General features: G+C 66.6%; 24 protein-coding genes. 14 read left to right on the top strand and 10 right to left on the bottom strand.

The window, feature by feature from the left end:
- Nucleotides 1–84 precede the first annotated feature (84 nt).
- A complete protein-coding gene (locus WJS89_RS05140; RefSeq protein ID WP_346339846.1) occupies nt 85–684 on the top strand; it encodes a phosphatase PAP2 family protein in 600 nt (199 codons plus the stop codon).
- A gap of 2 nt (nt 685–686) precedes the next feature.
- On the opposite strand, the gene WJS89_RS05135 is transcribed toward WJS89_RS05140, so the two are convergent.
- Nucleotides 687–1034 carry a response regulator gene (locus WJS89_RS05135; protein ID WP_346339845.1) on the bottom strand — a complete coding sequence of 116 codons (348 nt, stop codon included), beginning with the start codon at nt 1032–1034 and terminating at the stop codon, nt 687–689.
- A 14-nt stretch (nt 1035–1048) separates the two neighbouring features.
- A complete protein-coding gene (locus tag WJS89_RS05130; RefSeq protein ID WP_346339844.1) occupies nt 1049–2122 on the bottom strand; it encodes a PAS domain-containing protein in 1074 nt (357 codons plus the stop codon).
- Nucleotides 2123–2278: 156 nt separating this feature from the next.
- Here WJS89_RS05130 and WJS89_RS05125 point away from each other — a divergent pair, with 156 nt between their 5' ends.
- Together WJS89_RS05125 and WJS89_RS05120 are read left to right on the top strand one after the other, a co-directional pair.
- The gene (locus WJS89_RS05125) at nt 2279–2641 is read left to right on the top strand and encodes an arsenate reductase (protein ID WP_346339843.1); all 363 of its coding nucleotides are present in this window, start codon (nt 2279–2281) and stop codon (nt 2639–2641) included.
- A 52-nt stretch (nt 2642–2693) separates the two neighbouring features.
- Nucleotides 2694–2975: a DUF427 domain-containing protein gene (locus WJS89_RS05120; RefSeq protein ID WP_346339842.1), complete on the top strand. Its 282-nt coding sequence runs from the start codon at nt 2694–2696 to the stop codon at nt 2973–2975.
- Between the two features lie 24 nt (nt 2976–2999).
- Here the strand turns inward: WJS89_RS05120 and WJS89_RS05115 are convergent, their stop codons facing one another.
- Genes WJS89_RS05115 through WJS89_RS05105 form a run of 3 tightly spaced genes read right to left on the bottom strand, consistent with a single transcriptional unit; the run spans nt 3000 to nt 5183 of the window.
- Nucleotides 3000–3506: a hypothetical protein gene (locus WJS89_RS05115; RefSeq protein WP_346339841.1), complete on the bottom strand. Its 507-nt coding sequence runs from the start codon at nt 3504–3506 to the stop codon at nt 3000–3002.
- Nucleotides 3507–3541: 35 nt separating this feature from the next.
- A complete protein-coding gene (locus WJS89_RS05110) occupies nt 3542–4681 on the bottom strand; it encodes a hypothetical protein (RefSeq protein ID WP_346339840.1) in 1140 nt (379 codons plus the stop codon).
- 19 nt (nt 4682–4700) lie between these two features.
- Complete coding sequence (locus tag WJS89_RS05105; protein ID WP_346339839.1) at nt 4701–5183, bottom strand: methyltransferase family protein; 483 nt, start codon at nt 5181–5183, stop codon at nt 4701–4703.
- A 91-nt stretch (nt 5184–5274) separates the two neighbouring features.
- Between WJS89_RS05105 and panB the strand changes: the two genes are divergently transcribed.
- From panB to WJS89_RS05080, 5 genes are all read left to right on the top strand, one after another.
- Nucleotides 5275–6144 carry a 3-methyl-2-oxobutanoate hydroxymethyltransferase gene (gene panB / locus WJS89_RS05100; RefSeq protein WP_346339838.1) on the top strand — a complete coding sequence of 290 codons (870 nt, stop codon included), beginning with the start codon at nt 5275–5277 and terminating at the stop codon, nt 6142–6144.
- Between the two features lie 132 nt (nt 6145–6276).
- The gene (locus tag WJS89_RS05095; RefSeq protein ID WP_346339837.1) at nt 6277–6984 is read left to right on the top strand and encodes a tetratricopeptide repeat protein; all 708 of its coding nucleotides are present in this window, start codon (nt 6277–6279) and stop codon (nt 6982–6984) included.
- A 2-nt stretch (nt 6985–6986) separates the two neighbouring features.
- Nucleotides 6987–8315 carry an outer membrane protein assembly factor BamB family protein gene (locus WJS89_RS05090; protein ID WP_346339836.1) on the top strand — a complete coding sequence of 443 codons (1329 nt, stop codon included), beginning with the start codon at nt 6987–6989 and terminating at the stop codon, nt 8313–8315.
- Nucleotides 8316–8364: 49 nt separating this feature from the next.
- Nucleotides 8365–9801 (top strand): ribosome biogenesis GTPase Der, encoded by a 1437-nt coding sequence (gene der / locus WJS89_RS05085; RefSeq protein ID WP_346339835.1) that lies wholly within the window; start codon nt 8365–8367, stop codon nt 9799–9801.
- An 83-nt stretch (nt 9802–9884) separates the two neighbouring features.
- On the top strand, nt 9885–10325 hold the full coding sequence (locus WJS89_RS05080; protein ID WP_346339834.1) for an Hpt domain-containing protein: 441 nt from the start codon (nt 9885–9887) through the stop codon (nt 10323–10325).
- Here the strand turns inward: WJS89_RS05080 and WJS89_RS05075 are convergent.
- The 5 genes from WJS89_RS05075 to WJS89_RS05055 all read right to left on the bottom strand — a co-directional run bounded on the left by WJS89_RS05075 (nt 10322) and on the right by WJS89_RS05055 (nt 16382).
- Nucleotides 10322–11578, bottom strand: coding sequence for a DUF418 domain-containing protein (locus WJS89_RS05075; protein ID WP_346339833.1), 1257 nt, complete (start codon nt 11576–11578; stop codon nt 10322–10324). The genes WJS89_RS05080 and WJS89_RS05075 overlap by 4 nt on opposite strands.
- Nucleotides 11579–11590: 12 nt before the next feature.
- Nucleotides 11591–12802, bottom strand: coding sequence for a DUF418 domain-containing protein (locus WJS89_RS05070; RefSeq protein WP_346339832.1), 1212 nt, complete (start codon nt 12800–12802; stop codon nt 11591–11593).
- A gap of 125 nt (nt 12803–12927) precedes the next feature.
- Entirely contained in the window at nt 12928–13602 is a 675-nt protein-coding gene (locus tag WJS89_RS05065) for a nitroreductase family protein (RefSeq protein ID WP_346339831.1), read from the bottom strand.
- 109 nt (nt 13603–13711) lie between these two features.
- On the bottom strand, nt 13712–15916 hold the full coding sequence (purL, locus tag WJS89_RS05060; protein WP_346339830.1) for a phosphoribosylformylglycinamidine synthase subunit PurL: 2205 nt from the start codon (nt 15914–15916) through the stop codon (nt 13712–13714).
- A 64-nt stretch (nt 15917–15980) separates the two neighbouring features.
- On the bottom strand, nt 15981–16382 hold the full coding sequence (locus WJS89_RS05055; RefSeq protein ID WP_346339829.1) for a hypothetical protein: 402 nt from the start codon (nt 16380–16382) through the stop codon (nt 15981–15983).
- 95 nt (nt 16383–16477) lie between these two features.
- Here WJS89_RS05055 and WJS89_RS05050 point away from each other — a divergent pair, with 95 nt between their 5' ends.
- The 6 genes from WJS89_RS05050 to WJS89_RS05025 all read left to right on the top strand — a co-directional run bounded on the left by WJS89_RS05050 (nt 16478) and on the right by WJS89_RS05025 (nt 21535).
- A complete protein-coding gene (locus tag WJS89_RS05050) occupies nt 16478–16798 on the top strand; it encodes a hypothetical protein (RefSeq protein ID WP_346339828.1) in 321 nt (106 codons plus the stop codon).
- Between the two features lie 8 nt (nt 16799–16806).
- Nucleotides 16807–17559: a motility-associated ABC transporter substrate-binding family protein gene (locus WJS89_RS05045; RefSeq protein WP_346339827.1), complete on the top strand. Its 753-nt coding sequence runs from the start codon at nt 16807–16809 to the stop codon at nt 17557–17559.
- 295 nt (nt 17560–17854) lie between these two features.
- On the top strand, nt 17855–18340 hold the full coding sequence (locus WJS89_RS05040; protein ID WP_346339826.1) for a division/cell wall cluster transcriptional repressor MraZ: 486 nt from the start codon (nt 17855–17857) through the stop codon (nt 18338–18340).
- A complete protein-coding gene (gene rsmH, locus WJS89_RS05035) occupies nt 18337–19263 on the top strand; it encodes a 16S rRNA (cytosine(1402)-N(4))-methyltransferase RsmH (protein ID WP_346339825.1) in 927 nt (308 codons plus the stop codon). Before WJS89_RS05040 ends, rsmH begins: the two co-directional genes overlap by 4 nt.
- Complete coding sequence (locus WJS89_RS05030) at nt 19260–19826, top strand: hypothetical protein (RefSeq protein ID WP_346339824.1); 567 nt, start codon at nt 19260–19262, stop codon at nt 19824–19826. Before rsmH ends, WJS89_RS05030 begins: the two co-directional genes overlap by 4 nt.
- Nucleotides 19823–21535 (top strand): peptidoglycan D,D-transpeptidase FtsI family protein, encoded by a 1713-nt coding sequence (locus WJS89_RS05025; protein ID WP_346339823.1) that lies wholly within the window; start codon nt 19823–19825, stop codon nt 21533–21535. The genes WJS89_RS05030 and WJS89_RS05025 overlap by 4 nt, the downstream gene beginning before the upstream one ends.
- The last annotated feature ends 2 nt before the right edge of the window (nt 21536–21537 follow it).

Raw genomic sequence — 21537 nt, 5'->3', positions numbered from 1 at the left:
GGCGAATAACACGGTTAGGTGAAGAATTGTTTCGACGAACGGCGGGAGACGCTTTTTTTCGTCGCGCCGTGCGTTGAGACCCGCATGAGCGACGAAAAGCGTAATCTCGACGAGGCCTACGAGGCCGAGGGACCGATCGGAAAGATCGATCTGGCGATCGTGAAGGCGGCACAGCCGTACGAGGACAGCCTGCCGGTGCGGGTGCTGGGACCGTTGAGCGAACTGGCCGACCAGCCGCCGATGGTGACGGCCTCGCTGGTGACGCTGGGTGTCGGACTGATCGGGCCCGACCCAAAGGTCGCGCGGGCGGGAGCGCGGATGCTGGCCGCGCACGCGCTGGCGACGTACGTGAAGACGCTGATCAAGGACCGGATCGACCGTCCGCGCCCCCAGAAGGTGGCCGAGGACGGCGAGCATGAGGTCGAGGAAGGGACGAGCGAGGACGGCGAGGACCGTTCGCTGCCTTCCGGGCACAGCGCCGGAGCGGTTGCCGTGGCGCGCGCGATCGTACGGGAGGCCCCGGGGCTGGCTCCGCTCGCTTATGGAGCGGCGGGGCTGGCCGCGGTGGTGCAAGTGCCGCGCAAGGCGCATTTTCCGAGCGATGTCGTGATCGGTATCGGTATCGGGCTTGCGGCGGAATGGCTGGTGGACCGGGCCTTTCGGGCGATGCCCGACGGCGACTGATTTCAGGCGGCGAGGCTGCCGATGCGTCCGACCACTTCGTCCGCCGGGGTGGGCTTGGCGATCACGGGCGCGTCGAAGCGGCGGAGGAATTCGCCGACGCGGTCGAGATCGCCCGTATGGAGAATGAAGGGAATGCCGCGGCGCTTGAGCTCGTCGGCGATCGGCTCGCACGTCTGGCCCTTGCCGAGATTGACGTCGAGAACGGCGCCGACGAAGGTTTCCTTCTCGAGCAGGTCGAAAGCTTCCTCGATATTGAGCGCGGTCGCGGCGGCGAGACCTTCATCCTCGAACGCATATTTGAGATCCATCGCGATGAATGGCTCGTCTTCGAGGATGAGATAGGTTTTCACGAAACAAAACGCCTTTATTCGAAGGGGAAGTCGATGCAGGCGTGGAGGCCTTCGGATTTCCAGTCCAGCTTGAGTTCGCCGCGCGTGAACTGGAGCAGGTTTCGCAGGATGTCGATCCCCGTCCCGTCATTCTCGTCGGGCTCGGAGACTTCAGGGCCGCCATGCTCGATCCAGTTGATCGTCAGCGCCTTGAGCCCCTCCTCGCCGCGGCGGTAGGACCATTGCACGTCGACATGACCGTCTTCGGTCGAGAGCGCGCCATATTTGGTCGCGTTGGTGGCGAGTTCGTGGAGCGACAGGCCGATCACCGACACGACATTAGGTTCGGCGCGACTGTCAGGGCCGTCGTAGGTGATGCGCCCGCCGGAATCGTATGGTGCCAGCACCGAGCGGATCGCCTGGCCGATATCGATATTGCCGAGGACCGCATCGTCGAAGGTCGGCTCGTAGGAGCGCCCCAGCGCCTGGACGCGTTCGTTGATCTTGCGAGCGACGGGGCGCGCGTCCATCGCGCGGCCGGTAACGTTGACGATGCCGCCGATGACCGAGAAGACGTTCTTCAACCGGTGCGAGACTTCGCGGGCGATAGCCTTGGCATGGCGCTCCTGCGCTCTGGCCTGATGGATGTCGGTGACGTCCCACTGGCTGCCGAAGAAATAGCGGAGCTTGCCGTCGTCATCGTAGATCGGCCCCAGGTGGAGCGTGTTCCAGAAACTGGTGCCGTCCTTGCGGTAGTTCAGAAGCTCGACGACCGCGACATCCTCGTTGGCGAGGGCTTTGCGAATACGCGCGACCTGGTTTTCGTCGGTGTCGGGTCCCTGGAGAAAACGGCAGTTGCGGCCGACGACCTCGTCGCGGGAATAACCCGTGAGATTTTCGAAGGCCTCGTTGCAGAAGACAATCGGATCGTCTTCGAGGTGCGGGTCGGTAAGGCAGACAGCCATGCGGGTCTGCGCCATTGCCTGTTCGAACAGCAGGCCGCTCGAGCCCTCGAAATTGTCACGACGCTTCTCACTCGCGCGCCGGTCGAAGGGCTGCATCGCCTGATTGGAGGATTTGAGCCCTCTGGGTTTGTCGTCTTCAGCCATGAGCGTGCCGTGATTGCGGAAAAAAACGAACGATACAAGCGGACCGAAAGGTCCATGCTCGCAATATGAACGCCTCGCAGCAAATGGCGGACCGAAAAAGGTTGATGGCGCGGCGGTGCGCGCACATATGGGCGCCCGAGAGTGGAGGTATCAATCGTGGCTGAGCAGATTACGCTATACGGCATTCCCAATTGCGACACGGTCAAGAAGACCCGGCAATGGTTCGAGAAGCGGCAGATCCCTTACGTGTTCCACGACCTCAAGAAATCGGGGATCGACAAGGATACGCTCGAGATGTGGGTGCTGGAGAAGGGTTGGGAGCCGCTGTTGAACAAGCGCGGCACGACCTTCCGCGAATTGCCCGACCCGCTCAAGAAGGACTTGGACGGCGACAAGGCGATCATGCTGATGAACGCGCACCCGACGATGATCAAGCGCCCGGTGGTGACCGACGGGGACGAAATCCTCATCGGTTACGACAGCACGGGCTATGAAAAGATGACCGGGATCGACGGCTAGGCCGGAACGCGTCTCTACGGCCCTCCGTTGAAAGGGCCGAAGGAGATGCACGATGGTACAAGCAAAATGGAATGGCGACGTTATCGCCGACAGTGACGACACGGTGGTCGTCGAGGACAATCATTATTTCCCGCGCGGGGACGTGAAGATGGACCGGCTGGTTCCGTCAGACACGACAAGCCATTGCCCTTGGAAGGGCGAGGCGAGCTATTATTCGATCAAGGCCGATGGCGTGACGAACGCCGACGCGGCCTGGACATACAAGGACCCCAAGGACGAGGCCAAAGAGATCAAGGACCGCATCGCGTTCTGGAAGGGCGTCGAGGTCGGCTAGACCCCGACGCGGGTCGCCGCGCGATCAGTAAGCGCGTTCGAGGCTTTCGCGGCGGCTGCGGACGTCGGCGAGACGGCGCTCGGCCTCGCGGGCCTCGTCTCTAGCCTCCGATAAGTCGCGTTCCGCGCGATCGACGCGGCGGCTGCGATCGGAAAGCGCTTCCTGCGCCTCGGTCACCTCTTCGGCGGCATCGGCGCGGCGACGCTGCTCGGCGGCGATATCCTCGGGACTGCCGACGGGCGGCGGAGCATTTTCGTAGGCGGCGTAGGCGGCGCGCGCCTGCGAGAGCTCATCGCGTGCCTGCTCAAGGCGGCGGCGGGCGTCGCGCAGATCGTCCTCGGCATCCTCGACCTCTTCGCGCGCATTCTCGGCACGGTCGATGAGATCCTGCTCCTGCGCGGCGAGTTCGCGCCATTCGGCCTCATATTGCGTCCCCGCGACCGAAGCGGGGACGATGAGCGCGGGCTGGCTGTCGGAAGCGCAGGCGGAAAGGGCGAGCGCGGCGGCGGAAATCAAGAGAAGCTGTTTCATGGGGCCATAATGGGAGAAGGGCGCAGCGAGTTCCCTCAGTCGCTAGAGCGAGCGGAGGCCCCGCCGAGCGGGCGCAGCCGGATGCGGTAGCGGCCGGGCGGGGCCGAGAGCTTCGGCCACGACGCCGCGTCCTCGCTTGCGTGGACCGCGAGCCAATCGACGGGGATCGCGACATCGGGGTCGCCTGCGCGCAGTACCTCGACGAGCGTCCAGCCCGTCGGAGCGCGCCAGCTTGCCGGGAGGCAAAACTCGACCGCATCGTCGCGCCGGACGCGGAAATCGGCGGGCGGAGCGGTTTCGATGGCAAGGTCGGTTCCCACGAAAGGGCGTACATCGTCGGGCACGACGAGGATACGCGGCGCGGCGCCGGCATCGCCCGTGCAGTCGGTCTGGCTGATGGTCAGCGGGTCGATGCCGGTGGCGGCGGCGAGGCGGCGGGCCATCCAGTCCATCGTCACGCCCTCGTCCCATTCCGAGGCATCCTCGGCGACGTGACCATGGCCGACGTGGACGAGCATTTTTGCGGACGGATCGGCGGCAAGGACGGCGGCAAGGTCGCGCGCCTGTGCGGTTTCGCGGGCGGCAACGCGCTCGTAGGGCGTCGCCTCGTCGCGTGCCGCGCCATGCTCCTCATAGGCAACAAGCCGGTAGTCGAGGCGCTTTGCGGTCTCGACGAGATGACCGAAATGGGGCTCGAAATAGGTGCCGTCGGTACGGCGGACATGGGGTTCGCTTTCATGGCGCACGATCGGATCGGGACCGTCGGTTCCCCTGCGCGCGAAGGTTTCTGCCGCGAAATGGGTGTACCCCGCGGCCTTGAGAGGTTCGAGCAGGGCGGCGGTGGTGGCGCGGTGCCACGGCGCGACATGGGCCTCGTTGATGATGACGAGGCGCGTCGCGGCAGCGCGTCCGACGAGATCGGCCTGGGTAAGGCGGTCGTCGGTCCGGCAGGCGCGGCGCTCGTGAAAGGTCGACCGAGAGGCGATGACGTCCGAGCGACCGACATGGGCGAGCGCCTGGTGGTTGCGCTCGTCGGACAGGTCGTCGGCGTCGGTCGGGTCGATGTCGGGAAGCATCTCGACGAAGAGATTCGTGTGCGGTTGGGCACCGACCCATTCGATCCGTTCGATCACGAGCTGGGGCGACGCGGCCATGAGAAGGATCGCTGCGAGCATGGTTTCGGTTCCTTTTGGTCTAGAGCCAGCGGCGCGAGCGGGCGAGATAGTCGCGGTAGGGCGCGCCGAAGCGGGCGAAGAGATAGGCTTCCTCGCGCCGCACGACGAAGCGATCGACGATGACGAGGATGATCGGGAGCATCGCGGCGATGACGATGCAGCCCGCGATGAACGCGATCCCGAAATAGATGAGCGTCATGCCGACATACATCGGATTGCGGGTGAGGCGGTAGGGGCCCGTGAAGGTGAGGGCGCGCGTGGCCTTCCACGGTTCGGGCGGGGTAACGGCGCGGCGGAAGGCGATGCCGGCGGTGACGATCAGCGCCGCGCCCGCGATGACGATGACGGCGCCGCCCCAGGCGCGTACCGGCCAGGAGAGGAGCGACAGCGGGATGTCGAAACCGCCGACGAGACGGTGGAAAAGGATGCCGGCCACGAGCGGCACGCCGAAGAGGAGCGGCGGGGGCGCGATGACGCCGGGGATGTCGTCTTGTTCGGACATGCAGCGAGAGTAACGCCGACATTCTGGGGTGCAATCGGGGATTTGCGCGGCCCTGCTAGCCGCGGCGGGGCGGGGGCGCTATGCGCAGGACATGTCCAAGATCACGCTCGACAGCGATACCTCGCGCGCCACCCCGTCCCCCAAACCCGGCAAGCGGATGACCGCGCCTGCCGTCATGGCGCGCAAGCAGGACGGGAAGGTCGACGAGCCGCTGGTGATGCTGACCGCCTACACGATGCGGATGGCGCAGCTGCTCGACGCGCATTGCGATATGCTGCTCGTCGGCGACAGCCTCGGGCAGGTGATCTACGGCCTCGATAGCACGATCCCCGTCAGCCTCGACATGATGTGCGCGCATGGGGCGGCGGTGGTGCGCGGCTCGTGGCATGCGATGATCATCGTGGATATGCCGTTCGGCAGCTACGAGGCATCGCCGGAAAAGGCCTTCGAGAGCGCGTCGCGGATCATGAAGGAAACGGGCTGCGCGGCGGTGAAGCTGGAGGGCGGCGAGGCGATGGCGGAGACGATCCGCTATCTCACCCGGCGCGGCATTCCGGTGATGGGGCACGTCGGGCTGACCCCGCAGGCGGTGAACATGCTCGGTGGCTACCGGGCACGCGGGCGCGACGATGCGGAGGAGGAAAAGATCCTCGCCGATGGGCGCGCGGTGGCGGATGCGGGGGCCTTTGCGGTGGTGGCGGAAGGCGTGATGGAGCCGATCGCCGATGCGCTGACCGAGGCGCTGGCCGTGCCGGTGATCGGGATTGGGGCGTCGAAGAATTGCGACGGGCAGGTACTGGTGACCGAGGATATGCTCGGGTTGTTCGAGCGCACGCCGCGCTTCGTGAAAGTGTATCACGACCTGGCGGCGCAGATTTCGAGCGCGGTCGAGACCTATGCGGGCGAAGTGAAGGCACGCAGCTTCCCGACCGACAAGCAGACGTACCGGCCCAAGAAGTAGGGCGAGGGGCGCACCGTCGAACGCCCTTTGCCTTTCGCTTTGGACATCGCTAAGCCAGCGCACGTTCATTTTGGAGCGGGGATGAGGGTGGCTGCAAGCGGCCCCGACCGCTCGATATTTCGAGGATTTTCCGTGGCGCTTCCCCCGCAAGACAGTGCGCAGTTCGAACGCGAGGTCGACGAGGAATATCGTCGCCAGCAAGCGAGCGATTTCGGCAAGAAATACGGCATCTGGATCGGCGTCGCGCTGGTCCTGTTCCTGGGCGCGATCGGCGGCTGGCTCTACTGGCAGGATCGCCAGCAGAAACAGGCCGAGGCGGACACCGAGGAACTGGCGGGCATCATCGCCGACGTCAGCCAGGAGGAAAATCCCGAGAATGTCCGCGAGCGGCTGCAGGCTGTCGCGGCGGATTCGGACGGTGCGGCGGCGGCCTCGGCGCGGATGATCGAGGCGGCCTATGCGCTGCAGGAAGGCGATCGCGGGGCGGCGATCGAAATCTACAAGGCGCTGGCGCAGGACGAGGCGATGCCCGAACCCTATCGCGGTGCGGCGCTCATTCGTTGGACGTATCTCGATTTCGACCAGGTCGAGCCCGATGTGGTGGTGGCGCGGCTGCAGGGCCTGGCGCAGCCGGGCGAACCCTATTTCGCCAGCGCGGCCGAACTGACCGCTTTGGCGCTTCTCAAACAGGGACAGGACGATGAAGGCGCGCAGCTGTTCAAGGCGATTGCCGAGGACCGCGATGCCCCGCGTACGCTCCGCTCGAGGGCGGTGCAGATCGCCGGCACCTACGGGGTCGATGCGAGCGCGGCGCTGGCCGACATCGAAGCACAGGAATGACCATGACGAAAATCTCCCGTTTGACCTTTCCGCTGATCGCGGCGGCGCTGCTCGGCGGCTGTTCGATTCTCGGCTCGCGCCCGAGCGATGAAACCCCGGTGATCGGCGAGCGCCAGTCGGTGCTGGGCGCCGAAGTCGATATCGGGATCGACCCGACGACCGCCGCGCTGCCGATGGCGCTGCCCGCCGCGCGGGCCAATGCGAACTGGGAGCAGTCGGGTGGCAATGCCGCCAAGTCGATGGGCCATCTGGCGCTCGGCGACAGCCTCGGACAGGCCTGGTCGCGCTCGATCGGGCGCGGGGGCTCGAGCACCGCACGGCTGACCGCGACCCCCGTGGTCGCCGACGGCCGCCTGTTCGTGATCGACACGGCGGGCGTGGTCAGCGCGATGGATGCGACCTCGGGCGCGGTGCAGTGGCGCACCAACAGCGCGGGCGAGAATGCCAATCGCGACGCTCTCTATGGCGGCGGCGTCGCCTACGGAAACGGACGCGTCTACGCGACCAACGGGGTGGGCGACGTGGTCGCGCTCGATCCGGCGAACGGCGGGGTCGTCTGGCGGGTGCAGCCGGCCGGGACGCTGCGCGGTGCGCCGACCTTCGATGGCACCAACCTTTACGTCACGAGCCAGGACAACCAGCTCTACGCGCTCAACATCTCCGACGGATCGACCCGCTGGTCGACCTCCGCTTCGCTGGAAATCGCGGGCGTGTTCGGCAATGCCGCGCCGGCGGCGGGGCGCGGCACGGTGGTCGCGGGCTTCTCGAGCGGGGAACTCAACGCCTATCGCTACGAGAACGGCAACCCGGTGTGGGGCGATGCCCTTTCGCGCACTTCCATCTCGCGCAGCGTCGCGACGCTCACCGACATCGACGCGGACCCGGTGATCGACGGCAACCAGGTGATCGCGATCGGGCAGGGCGGTCGCATGGTCGCGCTCGACCTGCTGCGCGGCCAGCGCCTGTGGGAACTCAGCCTCGCCGGGACGGCGACGCCCTATGTGGCGGGCGAATGGGTCTTCGTGGTGACCGAAGCGGGCCAGTTGCTGAGCATTGCGCGCAACAATGGCGGCGTTCGCTGGATCAATTCGCTGCCGCGCTATCGCAATGTCGAGAAGAAGCGCGGGCCGATATTCTATTCGGGACCGGTGCTCGCGGGCGGGCGGCTGATCCTGACGAGCTCGGAAGGCATGTTGATCGAGGTCGATCCCAGCGATGGTTCGATCCGGTCGCAGCGCGACCTGGGGCGGCCCTTCTCGCTGCAGCCCGTGGTCGCGGGCTCGACGCTCTACCTGCTCGACGACAACGGGGTGCTGACCGCGCATCGCTAGGCTCCGGCGCGCTTGACCGCGAACGGCGGAGCGCCCAGAGGCTGGCCCCATGAAACTGCCTGTCGTCGCGCTGATCGGTCGCCCCAATGTGGGCAAGTCCACCCTGTTCAACCGACTGGTCGGTCAGCGGCTGGCGCTGGTCGACGACCAGCCCGGCGTGACGCGCGACCGGCGCGAGGCCGATGCGACGCTGCTCGGCATGGACTTCCGGCTGATCGACACGGCGGGCTTCGAGACCGACGACGCCGCGACGCTGCCGGGGCGGATGCGCCAGCAGACGCAGGCGGCCGTGCGCGAGGCCGACGTCGCGGTCTTCATGATCGACGGACGCGCAGGGCTGACGCCCCTCGATCGCGAGATCGCGCAATGGCTCAGAAGCGCCGACACGCCGATCATCGTGGCTGCCAACAAATCCGAAGGCCGCGCGGGCGAGGCGGGGCGTCTCGAAGCCTATGAGCTGGGGCTCGGCGATCCGTTCGCTCTGTCCGCCGAACATGGCGAGGGAATCGTCGATCTGTTCGACGGGCTGCGCGAGCATCTGGAGAAGGACGGCCCGGAGGAGATCGAGGGCGAGGGCGAGCACGCGGACGCGGACGATGGGGCGGTCGCGATCGATGTGCCGGTCGATCCCGAGGAGGAATATCGCGAGGGCGAGGTGCTCGATCTGGGGCCGCTCAAGCTGGCGATCGTCGGCAGGCCCAACGCGGGCAAATCGACGCTCGTCAACCGGATGCTCGGCGAGGAGCGGATGATCACGGGCCCCGAGGCGGGGATCACGCGCGATTCGATCCATCTCGACTGGGAATGGCAGGGCAAAGAAGTCACGCTGGTCGACACGGCGGGCCTGCGCAAGCGCGCCAAGGTCGATGAGAAGCTCGAGCGGCTGTCGGCGGCGGATACCAAGAAGTCGATCGATCGCGCCGAAGTCGTATGCCTGCTGCTCGATGCGACGCGGGGGCTGGAGGCGCAGGATCTACGGATCGCCGACCAGGTGCTCCAGGAAGGCCGCGCGCTCCTGATCGGCCTCAACAAATGGGACGTCGCTGACAATCCCGCGCGGCTCTACAACGGCATCCGCGAGGCGCTCGACGAAGGATTGGCGCAGGTGAAGGGCGTGCCGCTCGTCGCGGTCAGCGCGATGACGGGCAAGGGGATCGACCAGTTGATGGAGGCCGCCTTCGACCTTCGGGAACGCTGGTCGACACGCGTGCCGACGGGGCTCTTGAACCGCTGGTTCGACGACGCGCTGGAAGCGCATGCGCCGCCCGCAGCCAAGGGAGTGCGGATCAAGCTGCGCTATATCACGCAGGCCAAGACCCGCCCGCCCACCTTCGTCCTGTTCGGGACACGCGTGGACAAGCTGCCGACGAGCTATACGCGCTATCTGGTGAACGCGCTGCGGCGCGACCTCCATCTCGGGGCGATCCCCATTCGGCTCATCACGCGAGCGCCCAAAAACCCGTACGGGTCGAAGGGCCGACCTTAAACCAAGTCTTTACCCTCTTTGCCTACGATCCTCATCGATCGGCGACCCGCGGTGCACGGCGGGACGCGAAGGGGAGTTTTGCGTTGGACGACACGGCCAACATCGTTGACTGGAAATACTTCGAGGAGACGCGATCCCAGTTGGGGCCGCAGTTCGTGAAGATTCTCGGCTATTTCCGCGAGGACGGGGTGACCTCGCTGCAGAAGATCGAGGCGGCCTTCCATGCGAAGAATACCGCCGCGCTGATCATTCCCGCGCACACGCTCAAGGGCGAATCGCGCCAGTTCGGCGCCGAGCCGCTGGCGGCGGTGGCCGAGCGGATCGAATTTGCGGCGCGCGACTGTGTGGAGCAGGGACGCTTTCCCGACGAGCTGGTGCCCGATGTCGTGAAGCTGAAGGAGCTGTTCCGCGTGACGCTGGAAGCGTTCGACGAGGCGGTCAGCCCGTTGATGAAGCGCGAGCGCCCGACCGGCTTCGGCACGCGCGGGGTTCAGAACAACAGTTTCGGCCGCGCCTCCGGCTAGGCCGCCGTCCGCACGAAGGGCTGGAGGCGGAAGCGGCTGAGGGTGCGCCACAGCCATTCGAACGGGCCGTAGTGGAAGCGTTCCAGCCAGGGTTTGGACCAGAGCAACATCAGCCCCCACATCGCGACGACGAACAAGAGGAGCGTGGCGCGACCCAGCGAGGCATAGAGCGCGCCGCCATAGCCGTAGAAGAGCGTCGTCATCACGATCGAGGTGGTGAGATAGTTGGTGAAGGCCATGCGGCCCGTGGCGGCGACCCGGCGCTGAAGCGACCCGTCCGGACGATGCTGCGCCCACAGGGTCACGAGCGCGGCCCAGCCGACCGCCATCAGGATATCGAAGGGCACCGAGGCGGCGACCGCGGCCCAGAAGACGGGCATGGCCGCAAAGCCCGATGCGACCTGCCATGCGGCCAGTGCGATGAGCGGGGGGGTGGCGATCAGGAAGGCGTTGCGCGCCCAGCGACGCGTGCGCTCCGATGACCATTCGCCGGTCAATAGGCCCGATCGGAAAAGCGCCATCCCGATGAGCATGATGCCGAGCGTTTCGGGCAGGAGGCCGAGCGCGTTGGTGAAAGGTTTGAAGCGTTCATCGACGAAGCGGCTGTCGACGATGGAGGCGTAGGTGCCATCCCGATAGCGCGCGATGTCCTTTGCTTCGGCGGCGTCATTGTCGCCGAAATAGGAGGTAATGGCGGCGACATTGGTGTCGAAGCTGGCGCGCTCGGACGCGCTCATCTCGATCATGCCGTTCTGGACCGAGGTGAAGTAGAGCGCGTTCATGTTGAAGAGGATGGTGCTGACGCCGATGAGGCCGATCGCCCAGTTGCGCAGCACCTTCACGCTCGAATTGCGCCACAGGTAGAGGAGCAGCCCGCACTGTGCGTAGAGCGCGAGGATGTCGCCCCACCAGATAAACCAGAAATGGACGAGCCCGAAGGCGAGCAGCCAGAGCATGCGCGCATAATGGCGAAGCGCGGGACGATCCTCGCGCGCGCGGGCGCGCTCGATGACGAGCAGGGTCGAGGCGCCGAACAGCAGCGAGAACAGGCCGCGCATCTTGCTGTCGATGAAGACGAATTCGATCCCCCACAGCAAGAGGTCGAGCCCGCTGTCGCCGCCGTAGGAAGAGGGATTGGCATAAGCGGGCGTCGGCAGTGCGAAAGCGTAGATGTTCATGAGCAGGATGCCCATGACCGCGACCCCGCGGATGATGTCGAGACTGGCGATGCGGGCGCGGGTGGTAGTGGCCATGCTCCGCCTGCCTCAGGCCGCGACCAGCGCGCGGCGGACGGGCTGGGGTTGGCCCCGGCTCAGCGAGCGCCAGATCCACTCGAGCGGTCCGTAGCGGTAGCGGGCCAGCCAGGCGGGCGAGAAGACGAGCATGATCGCCCAGAGCGCGGGGACGAAGAACAGCCACAATTCGGCGCGCGAGAGCTGGTTGTGGAGCCCCAGGCCATAGCCATAGAAGAAGGGCGCGGTGAGCAGGGTGGGCAGCAGGTAGTTGGTCATCGCCATGCGCCCCGTGGCGGCAAGGCGGACGCCCATGCGAGAGGCGGGATCGATCGTCAGGACGATGAGCGCGATGAGCCCGATGACGGTGGCGGGACGCAGCAGGCTGAACAGGGTGTTGCGAAGGACCGCGAGCAGCAGCGGGTCGAAGTCGCGGAGCGCGACCGCGAGCGTGGCCAGCGCGGCAATGCCCAGCGTCAGCCCCGCGCCCCAGATCGCCCAGCGGCGGTAGGAGGCGCGCGCTACGTCGCCGGACAGGAAACCCGAACGCAGCAGCACCATGCCGAGCAGCATGAAGCCCATGAACTCGGGAAGGATGCCGACGAGCTGGAACGGGAGGACGTGGAGGAGGAGGCCCGAGGCCCAGCCTGCGTAAGTGCCATGGTCGGCGAAATGCGCGCTGAAGGCGGCGGCCTTGGCGGCCTCGATGGGCGCGGATTGCAACGCCGGCAATTCGGTGCCCGCCTGCGCGAGCTTCACGAGGATGACCGCTCCGGCCACGTCGAGCAGGATGCTCAGCACCAGGAAGATGATCGCCCAGCTCAGCAGCACGCGCTGCCCGTGGCGCGCGAACCCGAAGGCGAACAGGCCGGTGAAGGCCAGCAGCGTGAGGACGTCGCCCCACCAGAAGAAGGTGAAATGCAGGACCCCGATCGCGAACAGGATCGCGAGCCGTGGCAGATGGGCGCGCCAAGGTCGCTGCCCGCGTGCGCGGGCACGGTCGGAAATGATCATCAGCGAGGCGCCGAAGAGGATCGCGAACAAGGCGCGGAAGCGACCCTCGACCAGCCAGTAATTGACGGCCCAGCTTGCCTTGTCGGCCCAGCCTTCGAAGCCCAGCAGGACAGGGTTGTAATAGGCGTGCCACATCATCCCCAGCGCCGCGATATTGACCGACAGGATTCCCATCACCGCGATGCCGCGGATGATGTCGAGCCTGTCGATACGGGCGGGGGCGGGGATCATGGAAGAGGAAGTATTTCCGAGCATGGGGGAGGCGATACGGACCATGTGACAGGGTGCGCGCGCGCTGACCAGTCCTCGTTCGACGAGCGACCGAAGGCGGGACAGGAGGTTCGACCAACGACGGGTCAGAGGATCGACATGATCTCCTCGAGCGGCTTCTTCATGGCGGCGTGAAGGGGAACGGTGGCATCGGCGGCGGGAAGGCCCGCGACGATGATCATGACGGGTTTTTCATCGGCGGGGCGACCACAGATATCGCGCAGGAAGCCCATCGGCGAGGGCGTGTGGGTGAGGGTGGCGAGACCCGCCTCGTGCAGCGTGGCGAGCAGGAGCCCGCAGGCGATCCCGACGCTTTCGATGACGTAATAGTTCTGGCGCTTGTCGCCCGCCGTCGGCCCGCCTTTGCGCTGGGCGAAGACGATGATCAGATAGGGCGCGGTTTCGAGGAAGGGCTTGTCGGCATCGGTGCCGATGGGGGCGAGGGCGCCCAGCCATTCCTCGCCCGCCTTGCCCGCGTAGAAGGCGCGCTCTTCTTCCTCGGCGGCGGCGCGGATCTTCGCCTTGATCGCGGGGCTTTCGACGATGGCGAAATGCCAGGGCTGGTGGTTGGCCCCGTTGGGGGCGGTGCCGGCGGCGGCGATGGCTGTCTCGATCACCGCGCGCGGGACGGGAGCGTCGGCGAACATGCGGCACGAGCGGCGCGTCTTGATCCGGTCGTGGAAGGCGCGGGCGCGTTCGACGCGCTCGGCGTCGGTGAGCGAGGGGAGGTCGGTGTAAGGCTGCGAGGGGACGGGTTTCATGGATGAAGCCTTAGCTTCTTTCGTCATCCCAGCGAAGGCCGGGATCCATAATGTCTTACGACGGCACGGTCGCGAAGGCATGGGCCCCGGCCTGCGCCGGGGCGACGATCTAGAGTTCGCTCTGCATGAGAGCGGGGAGGAAGGCTTCGTTGGCCTTGCGCAGTTCGTCGAGCCCGATGGCATCGCCGAACAGGTGGAGCGCGTCGCCCCCGGTGGTGCCCAGCGGTGTGAGGTCGATGCCGAGACGGGCGCCGACCTCGGCGATGGCGGCGAAGTCGCCCGCGACGAGGTAGCAGGCCTGATGTTCGCCGAACCAGAATTCGGGGTCGCCGGTTTCCCAGCCGAGCGTCACGCCGCAGTTTCCGGCAAGCGCCATTTCGGCGAGCGCCACGAGGGGGCCGCCGTCGGAAACGTCGTGGACGGCCTTGGCGAGGCCGGCGTGGATCAACTCGCGGATGAATTCGGCATTGGCCTTTTCCGCTTCGAGATCCACGCGCGGGGGGAGGCCTTCGCTGCGTTCATGGAGGAGCTTGAGCCAGAGCGACTGGCCGAGTTGCTTGGGGTAGGTGACGTCGCCGACGAGAATGAGGTCGTGGCCGGGTTCGAGCGCGATGCTCGCGGCCTTGTTCCAATCGTCGATCACGCCGACGCCGCCGATGGCGGGGGTGGGGAGGATCGCGCTGCCGCCGCCCGTCGCCTTCGACTCGTTGTAGAGGCTGACGTTGCCCGAGACGATCGGGAAATCGAGCGCGCGGCAGGCTTCGCCCATGCCGTCCAAGCAGCCGACGAACTGCGCCATGATCTCGGGACGCTCGGGGTTGCCGAAGTTGAGGCAGTTGGTGACCGCGAGCGGGGTCGCGCCGACGGCGCTGAGATTGCGATAGGCCTCGGCGATCGCCTGTTTCCCGCCCGTGACGGGATCGGCATAGCAATAGCGCGGCGTGCAGTCGGTGGTGATCGCGAGCGACTTGTCGCTGCCGTGGACACGCACGAGCGCCGCGTCGCCGCCAGAGCCCGCGACCGTGTCGGCGCCGACCTGGCTGTCATATTGCTCCCAAATCCAGCGGCGGCTGGCGAGCTGGGGGGAGGCCATGAGCTTGATGAGGTCGCCCGCGAGATCGGTGACTTCGGGAACCTCGCCCAGCGGCTCGATCTTGGCCCAGTCGCGATAGTCGTCCTGGCCCAAGTGAGGGCGGTCATATTCGGGGGCCTTGTCGGCAAGCGGGCCAAGCGGAATGTCGCAGACGGTCTCGCCTTCGAATTCGAGGACCATGCGCTGCGTGTCGGTCACTTCGCCGATGACCGAGAAGTCTAGCTCCCATTTCTCGAAGATCGCCTTGGCCATCTCTTCCTTGCCGGGCTTCAGCACCATGAGCATGCGCTCCTGGCTTTCGCTCAGCATCATCTCGTACGGGGTCATGCCCTCTTCGCGCTGTGGCACCTTGTCCATGATGAGATGGAGGCCGGTCTCGCCGTTGGTGGCCATTTCCACGCTGGAGCTGGTGAGGCCCGCGGCGCCCATGTCCTGGATGGCGACGATGGCGTCGGTGGCCATCAGTTCGAGGCAGGCCTCGATCAGCAGCTTTTCGGTGAAGGGGTCGCCGACCTGCACGGTGGGGCGCTTTTCCTCGATGCCTTCATCGAAGTCGGCCGAGGCCATGGTGGCGCCGTGGATGCCGTCGCGACCGGTCTTGGAGCCGACATAGACGATGGGGTTTCCGATGCCGGTGGCGGCCGAATAGAAAATCTTGTCGGCCTTCGCGACGCCGACGGTCATGGCGTTGACGAGGATGTTGCCATTGTAGGCGGGGTCGAAATTGGTCTCGCCGCCCACGGTCGGCACGCCGACGCAATTGCCGTAGCCGCCGATGCCCGCGACGACGCCCGAGATGAGGTGGCGCATCTTGGGGTGGAGCGGGTCGCCAAAGCGCAGCGCATTCATGTTGGCGACGGGGCGGGCGCCCATGGTGAAGACGTCGCGCAGGATGCCGCCGACGCCCGTCGCCGCGCCCTGGTAGGGCTCGATGTAGCTGGGGTGGTTGTGGCTCTCCATTTTGAAGATCGCCGCGTCCCCGTCGCCGATAGCGATGACGCCGGCATTCTCCCCCGGGCCTTGGATGACCCATTCGGCTTCGGTCGGAAGCTTCTTCAGGTGGAGCTTGGAGGATTTGTAGGAGCAATGCTCGGACCACATGACCGAAAAGATGCCGAGCTCGACGAGGTTGGGCGCGCGCCCGAGGCTGTCGAGGATGGTCTGATATTCGGCCTTGGAAAGGCCGTGTTCGGCGACGATGTCGGGCGTGATCTCGGTCATGGCGCGCCTCTTACGGGCGCGGACGCGCGGTGAAAAGCCCTTGGAACGCCGATGGGGAGCCGGATCAGTCCTGCTTCTCGCAACGCTGGCCGTCCAACTCGATCCGGTCGGCCTCGGGCGCGCCGACGAGTTCGTTGCCGTTGCCGACGAGCGGGCCGAAGCGATCCTCGCGCGCGAGCATGGTGGCGCTGCCGCCGGCGGGGGTAGCGCGGGCCTGCGTTTCGCGGCCTTCATCGCCGTCCCGCGTCAGCCAGTCGATCGAGAGGGTGGTGCCGTCCTCGCAGGCGTAGGCGTTGGTTTGAAGAAGCTCGAGCTCGCCTTCGCCGGTGATGGGTGCCTGCGGCCCCGCCCAGGCGGGGTCGGTGGTGCCGGCGGGTTCCTCGACCTCGACGATGTCCGGGCTTTCGGGAGTGTCGGAACAGGCCCAGAGGGTCGCGGCGATGAGGAGGATGGCGGGCGTTTTCATGACCGCGAGCGTCTAGACGCGGGCGGAGCGCTGGCAAGCCTTAAAAATGTCATCGCGCGTTGCATCGGGCGCGGGGGGGTCGTAGCACGGGCGTCATGGATCGCTTTCCTCTGCGGCGCATCCGGGCCGGTGTGACCGGGCTGGCAGGCGTGTTTCTCCTCGTGTTGCTGGGAACCGCGCTGGTGAGCGGGCGCGAGGACGTGCCTGTCGATGCGTCGCTTGCGACCGAACCCGCCGAGCCCTTGTCGGAAATCGGCGCGGCGCCGGGCAAGCCCGCCGAAGAAGCGCCGCCGATCGACCCCATTCCCATCCCGATCGATCCGACCACCGAGGAACTGATCATCGACGAGCCCGCGCGGGTGAGCGTGCCCGCGACGCCCGCGCCGCAGCGACCGGGCGAACGGCCCTCGCAATGAGAGTGACGGTGGCAGCGCTGCTGATGGCGGTGCTGATGGCCTGTTCGCCGCAGGACGAGGCGGCGGAGACCACGCCCGAGACGATCGCGCCGACACAGGCAAATGCGACGGGGGAAGCGCGAAAGCCGACCTTGTTGCTGGTATCGAGCCTGCCGATCCTGTTCGGGCCGGGTCTGCCGACGGGGGCGGAATTCTCGATCGAGAAGGTGCAGGACGGGAGCGAGAGCGCGCTGCGGGCGGTGCTGGAGCAACGCTTCGACTTGCTCGGCATCGCCGCAACGGGGCCGGAGGAGCTTGCCAAGGGCGAGCTGCTGTTGATGGCGCATCCGCGCGCGCAGACCGCCGAGCATCTCGTCGCGCTCGACGAATGGGTGCGCGCCGGGGGGAAGGTGCTGCTGCTCGCCGACCCGGCCTTCGCGGTCGAGATGGGGCCGCCGACGCTCGGGGGCGATTATCCGCCGCCTTATTTTGCCGACACGGGACTGCTCGGCCATTGGGGCGTGCTGCTCGACGGGCCGCTGTCCTACGGCGCGGCGCAGCTCGAATTGGCGGGCGAGACGGTCACGGTGCGCTCTCCGGGGCGCTTCGAGGTCGTGGGCGAGAATTGCACGCTCGAGGCGGACGGATTTCTCGCCGATTGTGCGCTCGGCGAGGGGCGGGCGCTGATCCTCGCGGACGCCGATTTCGTCATCGAGAAGGGCGAAGCTGGTAGGGCGAACCTTGCCGCGCTGAAGGGCCTGCTGGAGCGGCTCGCCGGCTGACGACTCGCCCGGGCGCGAACGTTCACCAACAAAGTTATCCACAGGATTGGCGGAATTCCGCCATCGGTTCGACACGTCCATCGGAGGTGTTGCAAACCCGCACGAATCCGCGAAAAACCATATTGGACCATGAAATCCCATGATATCCCATTGTGCACCCATCACTTTTGGGGTATCCACAATGGTGTTCGGTAGCCCCGCTTGCCGATCGCCCGTCTCGCGGTCTGGTTAGGCCTCGGTCCCCGGCGGACGAACGGCAAGCGGTGGCCCCGACAGCGGGCGGAAAACGGGGAACATGGCGCTAGAACATCTATTCCAGGGAAGCGCGGTCAACGCGGTAGACGCCAAAGGGCGCGTCTCCGTCCCCGCATTCCTGCGATCGGTGATCGAGCGGCGCGGCGATGCGCGGACCATCGTGCTCGCCAAGAACAATGTCTTTCCCGCGCTCGACGGCTACGATCCCGGCTATGCCGCGCTGAAGCATCAGAAGATGGAGCGGCGGGCCGAAAAGGCCGAGACCGCGATCGGCGCCGAACTCGATTACATGCAGGCGAACCTCATGGCCTTCGGTGCGACCGAGGAAGTCGGCTACGACAAGACCGGGCGGATCGTGCTGCCGCCGATGATGCGTCGGAAGGGCGGAATCGAGGATCTGGCGCTGTTCATCGGCACGGGCGAGACCTTCCAGATGTGGAACCCCGACACGTTCCTCGCCGACGAACGCATCCCCGAGGACATGAAGGATATCGCGCGCTTCCGGCTCGAGGAGCGCGGACGATGAGCAAGGCTCCCCATATCCCGGTGCTGCTGGGTGAGGTCGTGCGCGAACTGCGTATTGGCGCGGGGGCGCGGATCATCGACGGCACGTTCGGCGCGGGTGGGTATTCGCGCGCCATTCTCGAGGCGGGGGCGGGCGAGGTGATCGGCTTCGACCGCGACCCCGATGCCATTGCGGCGGCGGCCGAGCGGCTGCCCGACGAACGGCTGACGCTGGTGACGGCCACCTTCAGCCAGATGGATGCGCGGGTCGACGGCAGCGTCGATGGCGTCGTGCTCGATCTCGGTGTGTCCTCGATGCAGATCGACCAGGCCGATCGCGGTTTCTCGTTCCGCGAGGACGGGCCGCTCGACATGCGGATGGAGCAGTCGGGCCAGACGGCGGCGGATTTCGTGAACACTGCCGACGAGGGCGAACTGGCGCGCATCATCAAGCGCTACGGCGAGGAGCCGCGCGCACGCCGCGTCGCGGCGGCGGTCGCCAAGGCGCGGCCCCTGTCGCGGACCGGCGAGCTTGCAGACGTGGTGCGCGCGACGCTTGGCTACCACAAGGGCATGAAGACCGATCCTTCGACGCGGACGTTTCAGGCGATCCGCATCCACCTCAATGCCGAGCTGGAGGAACTGGAGAAGGGCCTCACGGCGGCCGAGCGGGTCTTGAAGCCCGGCGGGCGGCTCGCGGTGGTCAGCTTCCACAGCCTGGAAGACCGGATCGTCAAGAATTTCCTGCGGGAGCGCTCGGGCAACCTGCCGGGGGGATCGCGCCACCTGCCGCAGCGGCAGGACGGGCCGACGCCGACCTTCGAGGAGGTGAGCAAGGCGATCGCGCCGACCGAAGCGGAAATTGCGGCGAACCCGCGCTCGCGCTCGAGCAAGCTGCGCGCGGCGACGCGGACGGATGCGCCGGCATGGAGGGACGCGGCATGAGGGGCTTTTCGCATATTCTCTGGACGCTGGGCGCGGGGGTCGCGGTACTGACCTGCTATCTCGTCAGCCTCGAGGTTGCGTCCTCGCGTGCCGAGCTCGAACGGGTGGAGCGCGACATCGCACTGGCGATGCGCGAGGTGCGCACGCTCGAGACCGAGATCGGCACGCGCGGACGGCTGGCACAGCTCGAGCGGTGGAACGTGAATTTCCTGCAGCTGAGTGCGCCCGACGCCGACCAGTTCGTCGGTAGCGCCTATACGCTCGCTTCGATGGTGCGGCCCGAGGATGCCGACGACCGCATGAGCGCACCGCTGGTGCTGGCGGCGGCGCCCGATGGCGAGGCGTCGGGCGAGGCGGGCGAACTGTTCGTCCAGGCAAGTTACACGCCGTCGGAGGCTTCCAGCGCGAAGCCGAAGGCCGCGAAGGTTGAGGGCGCGGGGCCCCAAGGGGCGTCGCCGGCAAACACGGTGTCGGCGACGCCCAAATCCGCGACTTCATCCACAGAAAAGTCGCGCGATCCGCTGGCGCCCTTGCCCGAGAAAGACGATAACGCCACGCCATGAACGCCATGCCTCCGCCCCGCAGTGCACCCAAGCCCGCGCCCGAGCGGCTGAAACTGCAGGGACAGAAGCGCAAGACCCTCTCGATGATGCACCAGCGGCTGATGGTCGCGATGCTGGCGTTCGCCTTCGGGATCCTGACGATCGGTGGGCGGATCGGCTATCTGGCGGTGTTCGGATCGGGCGATGCGGCGCAGCGGCTGGCAAGCGCCTACACGCCCGCACGCGGCGATATCGTCGATCGCGAGGGGCAGCCGCTCGCGCGCACCATCGAGGGATGGACGGTCGCGGTGCAGCCCAAGAAAGTGATCGGCAACAAGCTCGACCTGGCGCGGCAGCTGGCCGTGCTGATGCCCGAAAAGGACGAGGCCGACTATTACGAGCTGCTGACGAGCGACAAGAGTTTCGCCTATCTCCAGCGGCGCGCGGGGCCGCGGCTCGTCGAGGCGGTCAATGCATTGGGCGAACCCGGGCTGCAGCTGACGCGCGAGCCCGACCGGCTGTATCCGCAGACCTCGCTCGCGGCGCACGTGATCGGCTATACCGACGTTGACGGCAATGGCGTGTCGGGCGCGGAGAAAGCTTTCGAGGAAGAGCTGACCGACCCCAATCGCAAGGGCGAACCGGTGGCCTTGAGCATCTCGGCGCCCGTGCAGGGGGCACTGAAGGCCGAACTGGCGGCGGCGATGGAGAAGTTCAGCGCGATCGGGGCGGCGGGCGTCATCATGGACATCCACACCGCCGAAATCCTCGCACTGACCAGCCTGCCGCAGCTCAATCCGAACATTGCGGGGCAGGGGGGCACCGAAGCGCGCTTCAACCGCGCCAGCTTAGGCGTCTACGAACTGGGCTCGACCTTCAAGCCGTTCACCGTCGCCATGGGGCTCGAAAGCGGCCAGATCCGCTCGATGGGGCAGATGTATCCCTGTCCGCAGAAACTGCGCGTCGGCAATCGGTCGATCGGCGATACGCACCCGTTCGGACGGCCGTGCAGCGTCGCGGAAATCATGATGGAAAGCTCCAACGTCGGCACCGCGCAGATCGCGCTCCAGTTGGGGGCCAAGCGGCAGGAAGCCTTCCTCAAGAAAATGCATTTCACCGATCGGCTGGGCTACGAACTGCCCGAGCGGGGCACGCCGCTGACGCCGCGCGAATGGGGCGATACGGCGACCGCGACGGTGGGCTACGGGCATGGCATCGCCGTGACCCCGGTGCACCTTGCGAGCGGCTATGCGACCTTGTTCAACGGTGGAGTCTATCGCACGCCGACGGTCCGCAAGGTCGATGCGAACAACCCGCGTGCGAAGGGGGAGCGGGTCTTCTCGCCGCAGGTCAGCGAGCAGATGCGCGCCCTCTTGCGACTGGTGGTGACGCACGGCACGGGGCGCAAGGCCGATGCGCCGGGCTACCGGATCGGCGGCAAGACGGGGACGGCGGAAAAGATCGTGGGCGGGCGCTATTCCAGACAGCTGGTCGTCAACAGTTTTGCGGGTGTCTTCCCGATCGACGATCCGCGCTACGTCATCGTCGTGATGCTCGATGAACCCAAGGGCCTGCCCGAGACGTTCGGCTTCCGGACGGCGGGTTGGAACGTCGCGCCGGTGGTGTCGAAGACGGTCTCGCGGATCGCCCCGATGCTGGGCGTGACCCCCGACCCCAAACGCGAACCCGATATGACGCAGGTGCTGCCGCATATCCGGGAAGAGGGGTAGGT

The sequence above is a fragment of the Sphingomicrobium aquimarinum genome, from assembly GCF_039655735.1.
GTDB lineage: Bacteria > Pseudomonadota > Alphaproteobacteria > Sphingomonadales > Sphingomonadaceae > Sphingomicrobium > Sphingomicrobium aquimarinum.
Note: the sequence above shows the minus strand (reverse complement) of the source record. Positions and strands in the feature narration are given on the sequence as shown.

What these genes read in the sequence shown, in the direction of transcription:
- WJS89_RS05065 (WP_346339831.1), bottom strand. Translation starts at nt 13,602, where the DNA reads ATGAAACCCGTCCCCTCGCAGCCTTACACCGACCTCCCCTCGCTCACC.
- WJS89_RS05130 (WP_346339844.1), bottom strand. Translation starts at nt 2,122, where the DNA reads ATGGCTGAAGACGACAAACCCAGAGGGCTCAAATCCTCCAATCAGGCG.
- WJS89_RS05040 (WP_346339826.1), top strand. Translation starts at nt 17,855, where the DNA reads ATGGCGCTAGAACATCTATTCCAGGGAAGCGCGGTCAACGCGGTAGAC.
- purL (WP_346339830.1), bottom strand. Translation starts at nt 15,916, where the DNA reads ATGACCGAGATCACGCCCGACATCGTCGCCGAACACGGCCTTTCCAAG.
- WJS89_RS05050 (WP_346339828.1), top strand. Translation starts at nt 16,478, where the DNA reads ATGGATCGCTTTCCTCTGCGGCGCATCCGGGCCGGTGTGACCGGGCTG.
- WJS89_RS05025 (WP_346339823.1), top strand. Translation starts at nt 19,823, where the DNA reads ATGAACGCCATGCCTCCGCCCCGCAGTGCACCCAAGCCCGCGCCCGAG.
- der (WP_346339835.1), top strand. Translation starts at nt 8,365, where the DNA reads ATGAAACTGCCTGTCGTCGCGCTGATCGGTCGCCCCAATGTGGGCAAG.
- rsmH (WP_346339825.1), top strand. Translation starts at nt 18,337, where the DNA reads ATGAGCAAGGCTCCCCATATCCCGGTGCTGCTGGGTGAGGTCGTGCGC.
- WJS89_RS05075 (WP_346339833.1), bottom strand. Translation starts at nt 11,578, where the DNA reads ATGGCCACTACCACCCGCGCCCGCATCGCCAGTCTCGACATCATCCGC.
- WJS89_RS05105 (WP_346339839.1), bottom strand. Translation starts at nt 5,183, where the DNA reads ATGTCCGAACAAGACGACATCCCCGGCGTCATCGCGCCCCCGCCGCTC.
- WJS89_RS05120 (WP_346339842.1), top strand. Translation starts at nt 2,694, where the DNA reads ATGGTACAAGCAAAATGGAATGGCGACGTTATCGCCGACAGTGACGAC.
- WJS89_RS05115 (WP_346339841.1), bottom strand. Translation starts at nt 3,506, where the DNA reads ATGAAACAGCTTCTCTTGATTTCCGCCGCCGCGCTCGCCCTTTCCGCC.
- panB (WP_346339838.1), top strand. Translation starts at nt 5,275, where the DNA reads ATGTCCAAGATCACGCTCGACAGCGATACCTCGCGCGCCACCCCGTCC.
- WJS89_RS05055 (WP_346339829.1), bottom strand. Translation starts at nt 16,382, where the DNA reads ATGAAAACGCCCGCCATCCTCCTCATCGCCGCGACCCTCTGGGCCTGT.
- WJS89_RS05070 (WP_346339832.1), bottom strand. Translation starts at nt 12,802, where the DNA reads ATGATCCCCGCCCCCGCCCGTATCGACAGGCTCGACATCATCCGCGGC.
- WJS89_RS05110 (WP_346339840.1), bottom strand. Translation starts at nt 4,681, where the DNA reads ATGCTCGCAGCGATCCTTCTCATGGCCGCGTCGCCCCAGCTCGTGATC.
- WJS89_RS05140 (WP_346339846.1), top strand. Translation starts at nt 85, where the DNA reads ATGAGCGACGAAAAGCGTAATCTCGACGAGGCCTACGAGGCCGAGGGA.
- WJS89_RS05090 (WP_346339836.1), top strand. Translation starts at nt 6,987, where the DNA reads ATGACGAAAATCTCCCGTTTGACCTTTCCGCTGATCGCGGCGGCGCTG.
- WJS89_RS05030 (WP_346339824.1), top strand. Translation starts at nt 19,260, where the DNA reads ATGAGGGGCTTTTCGCATATTCTCTGGACGCTGGGCGCGGGGGTCGCG.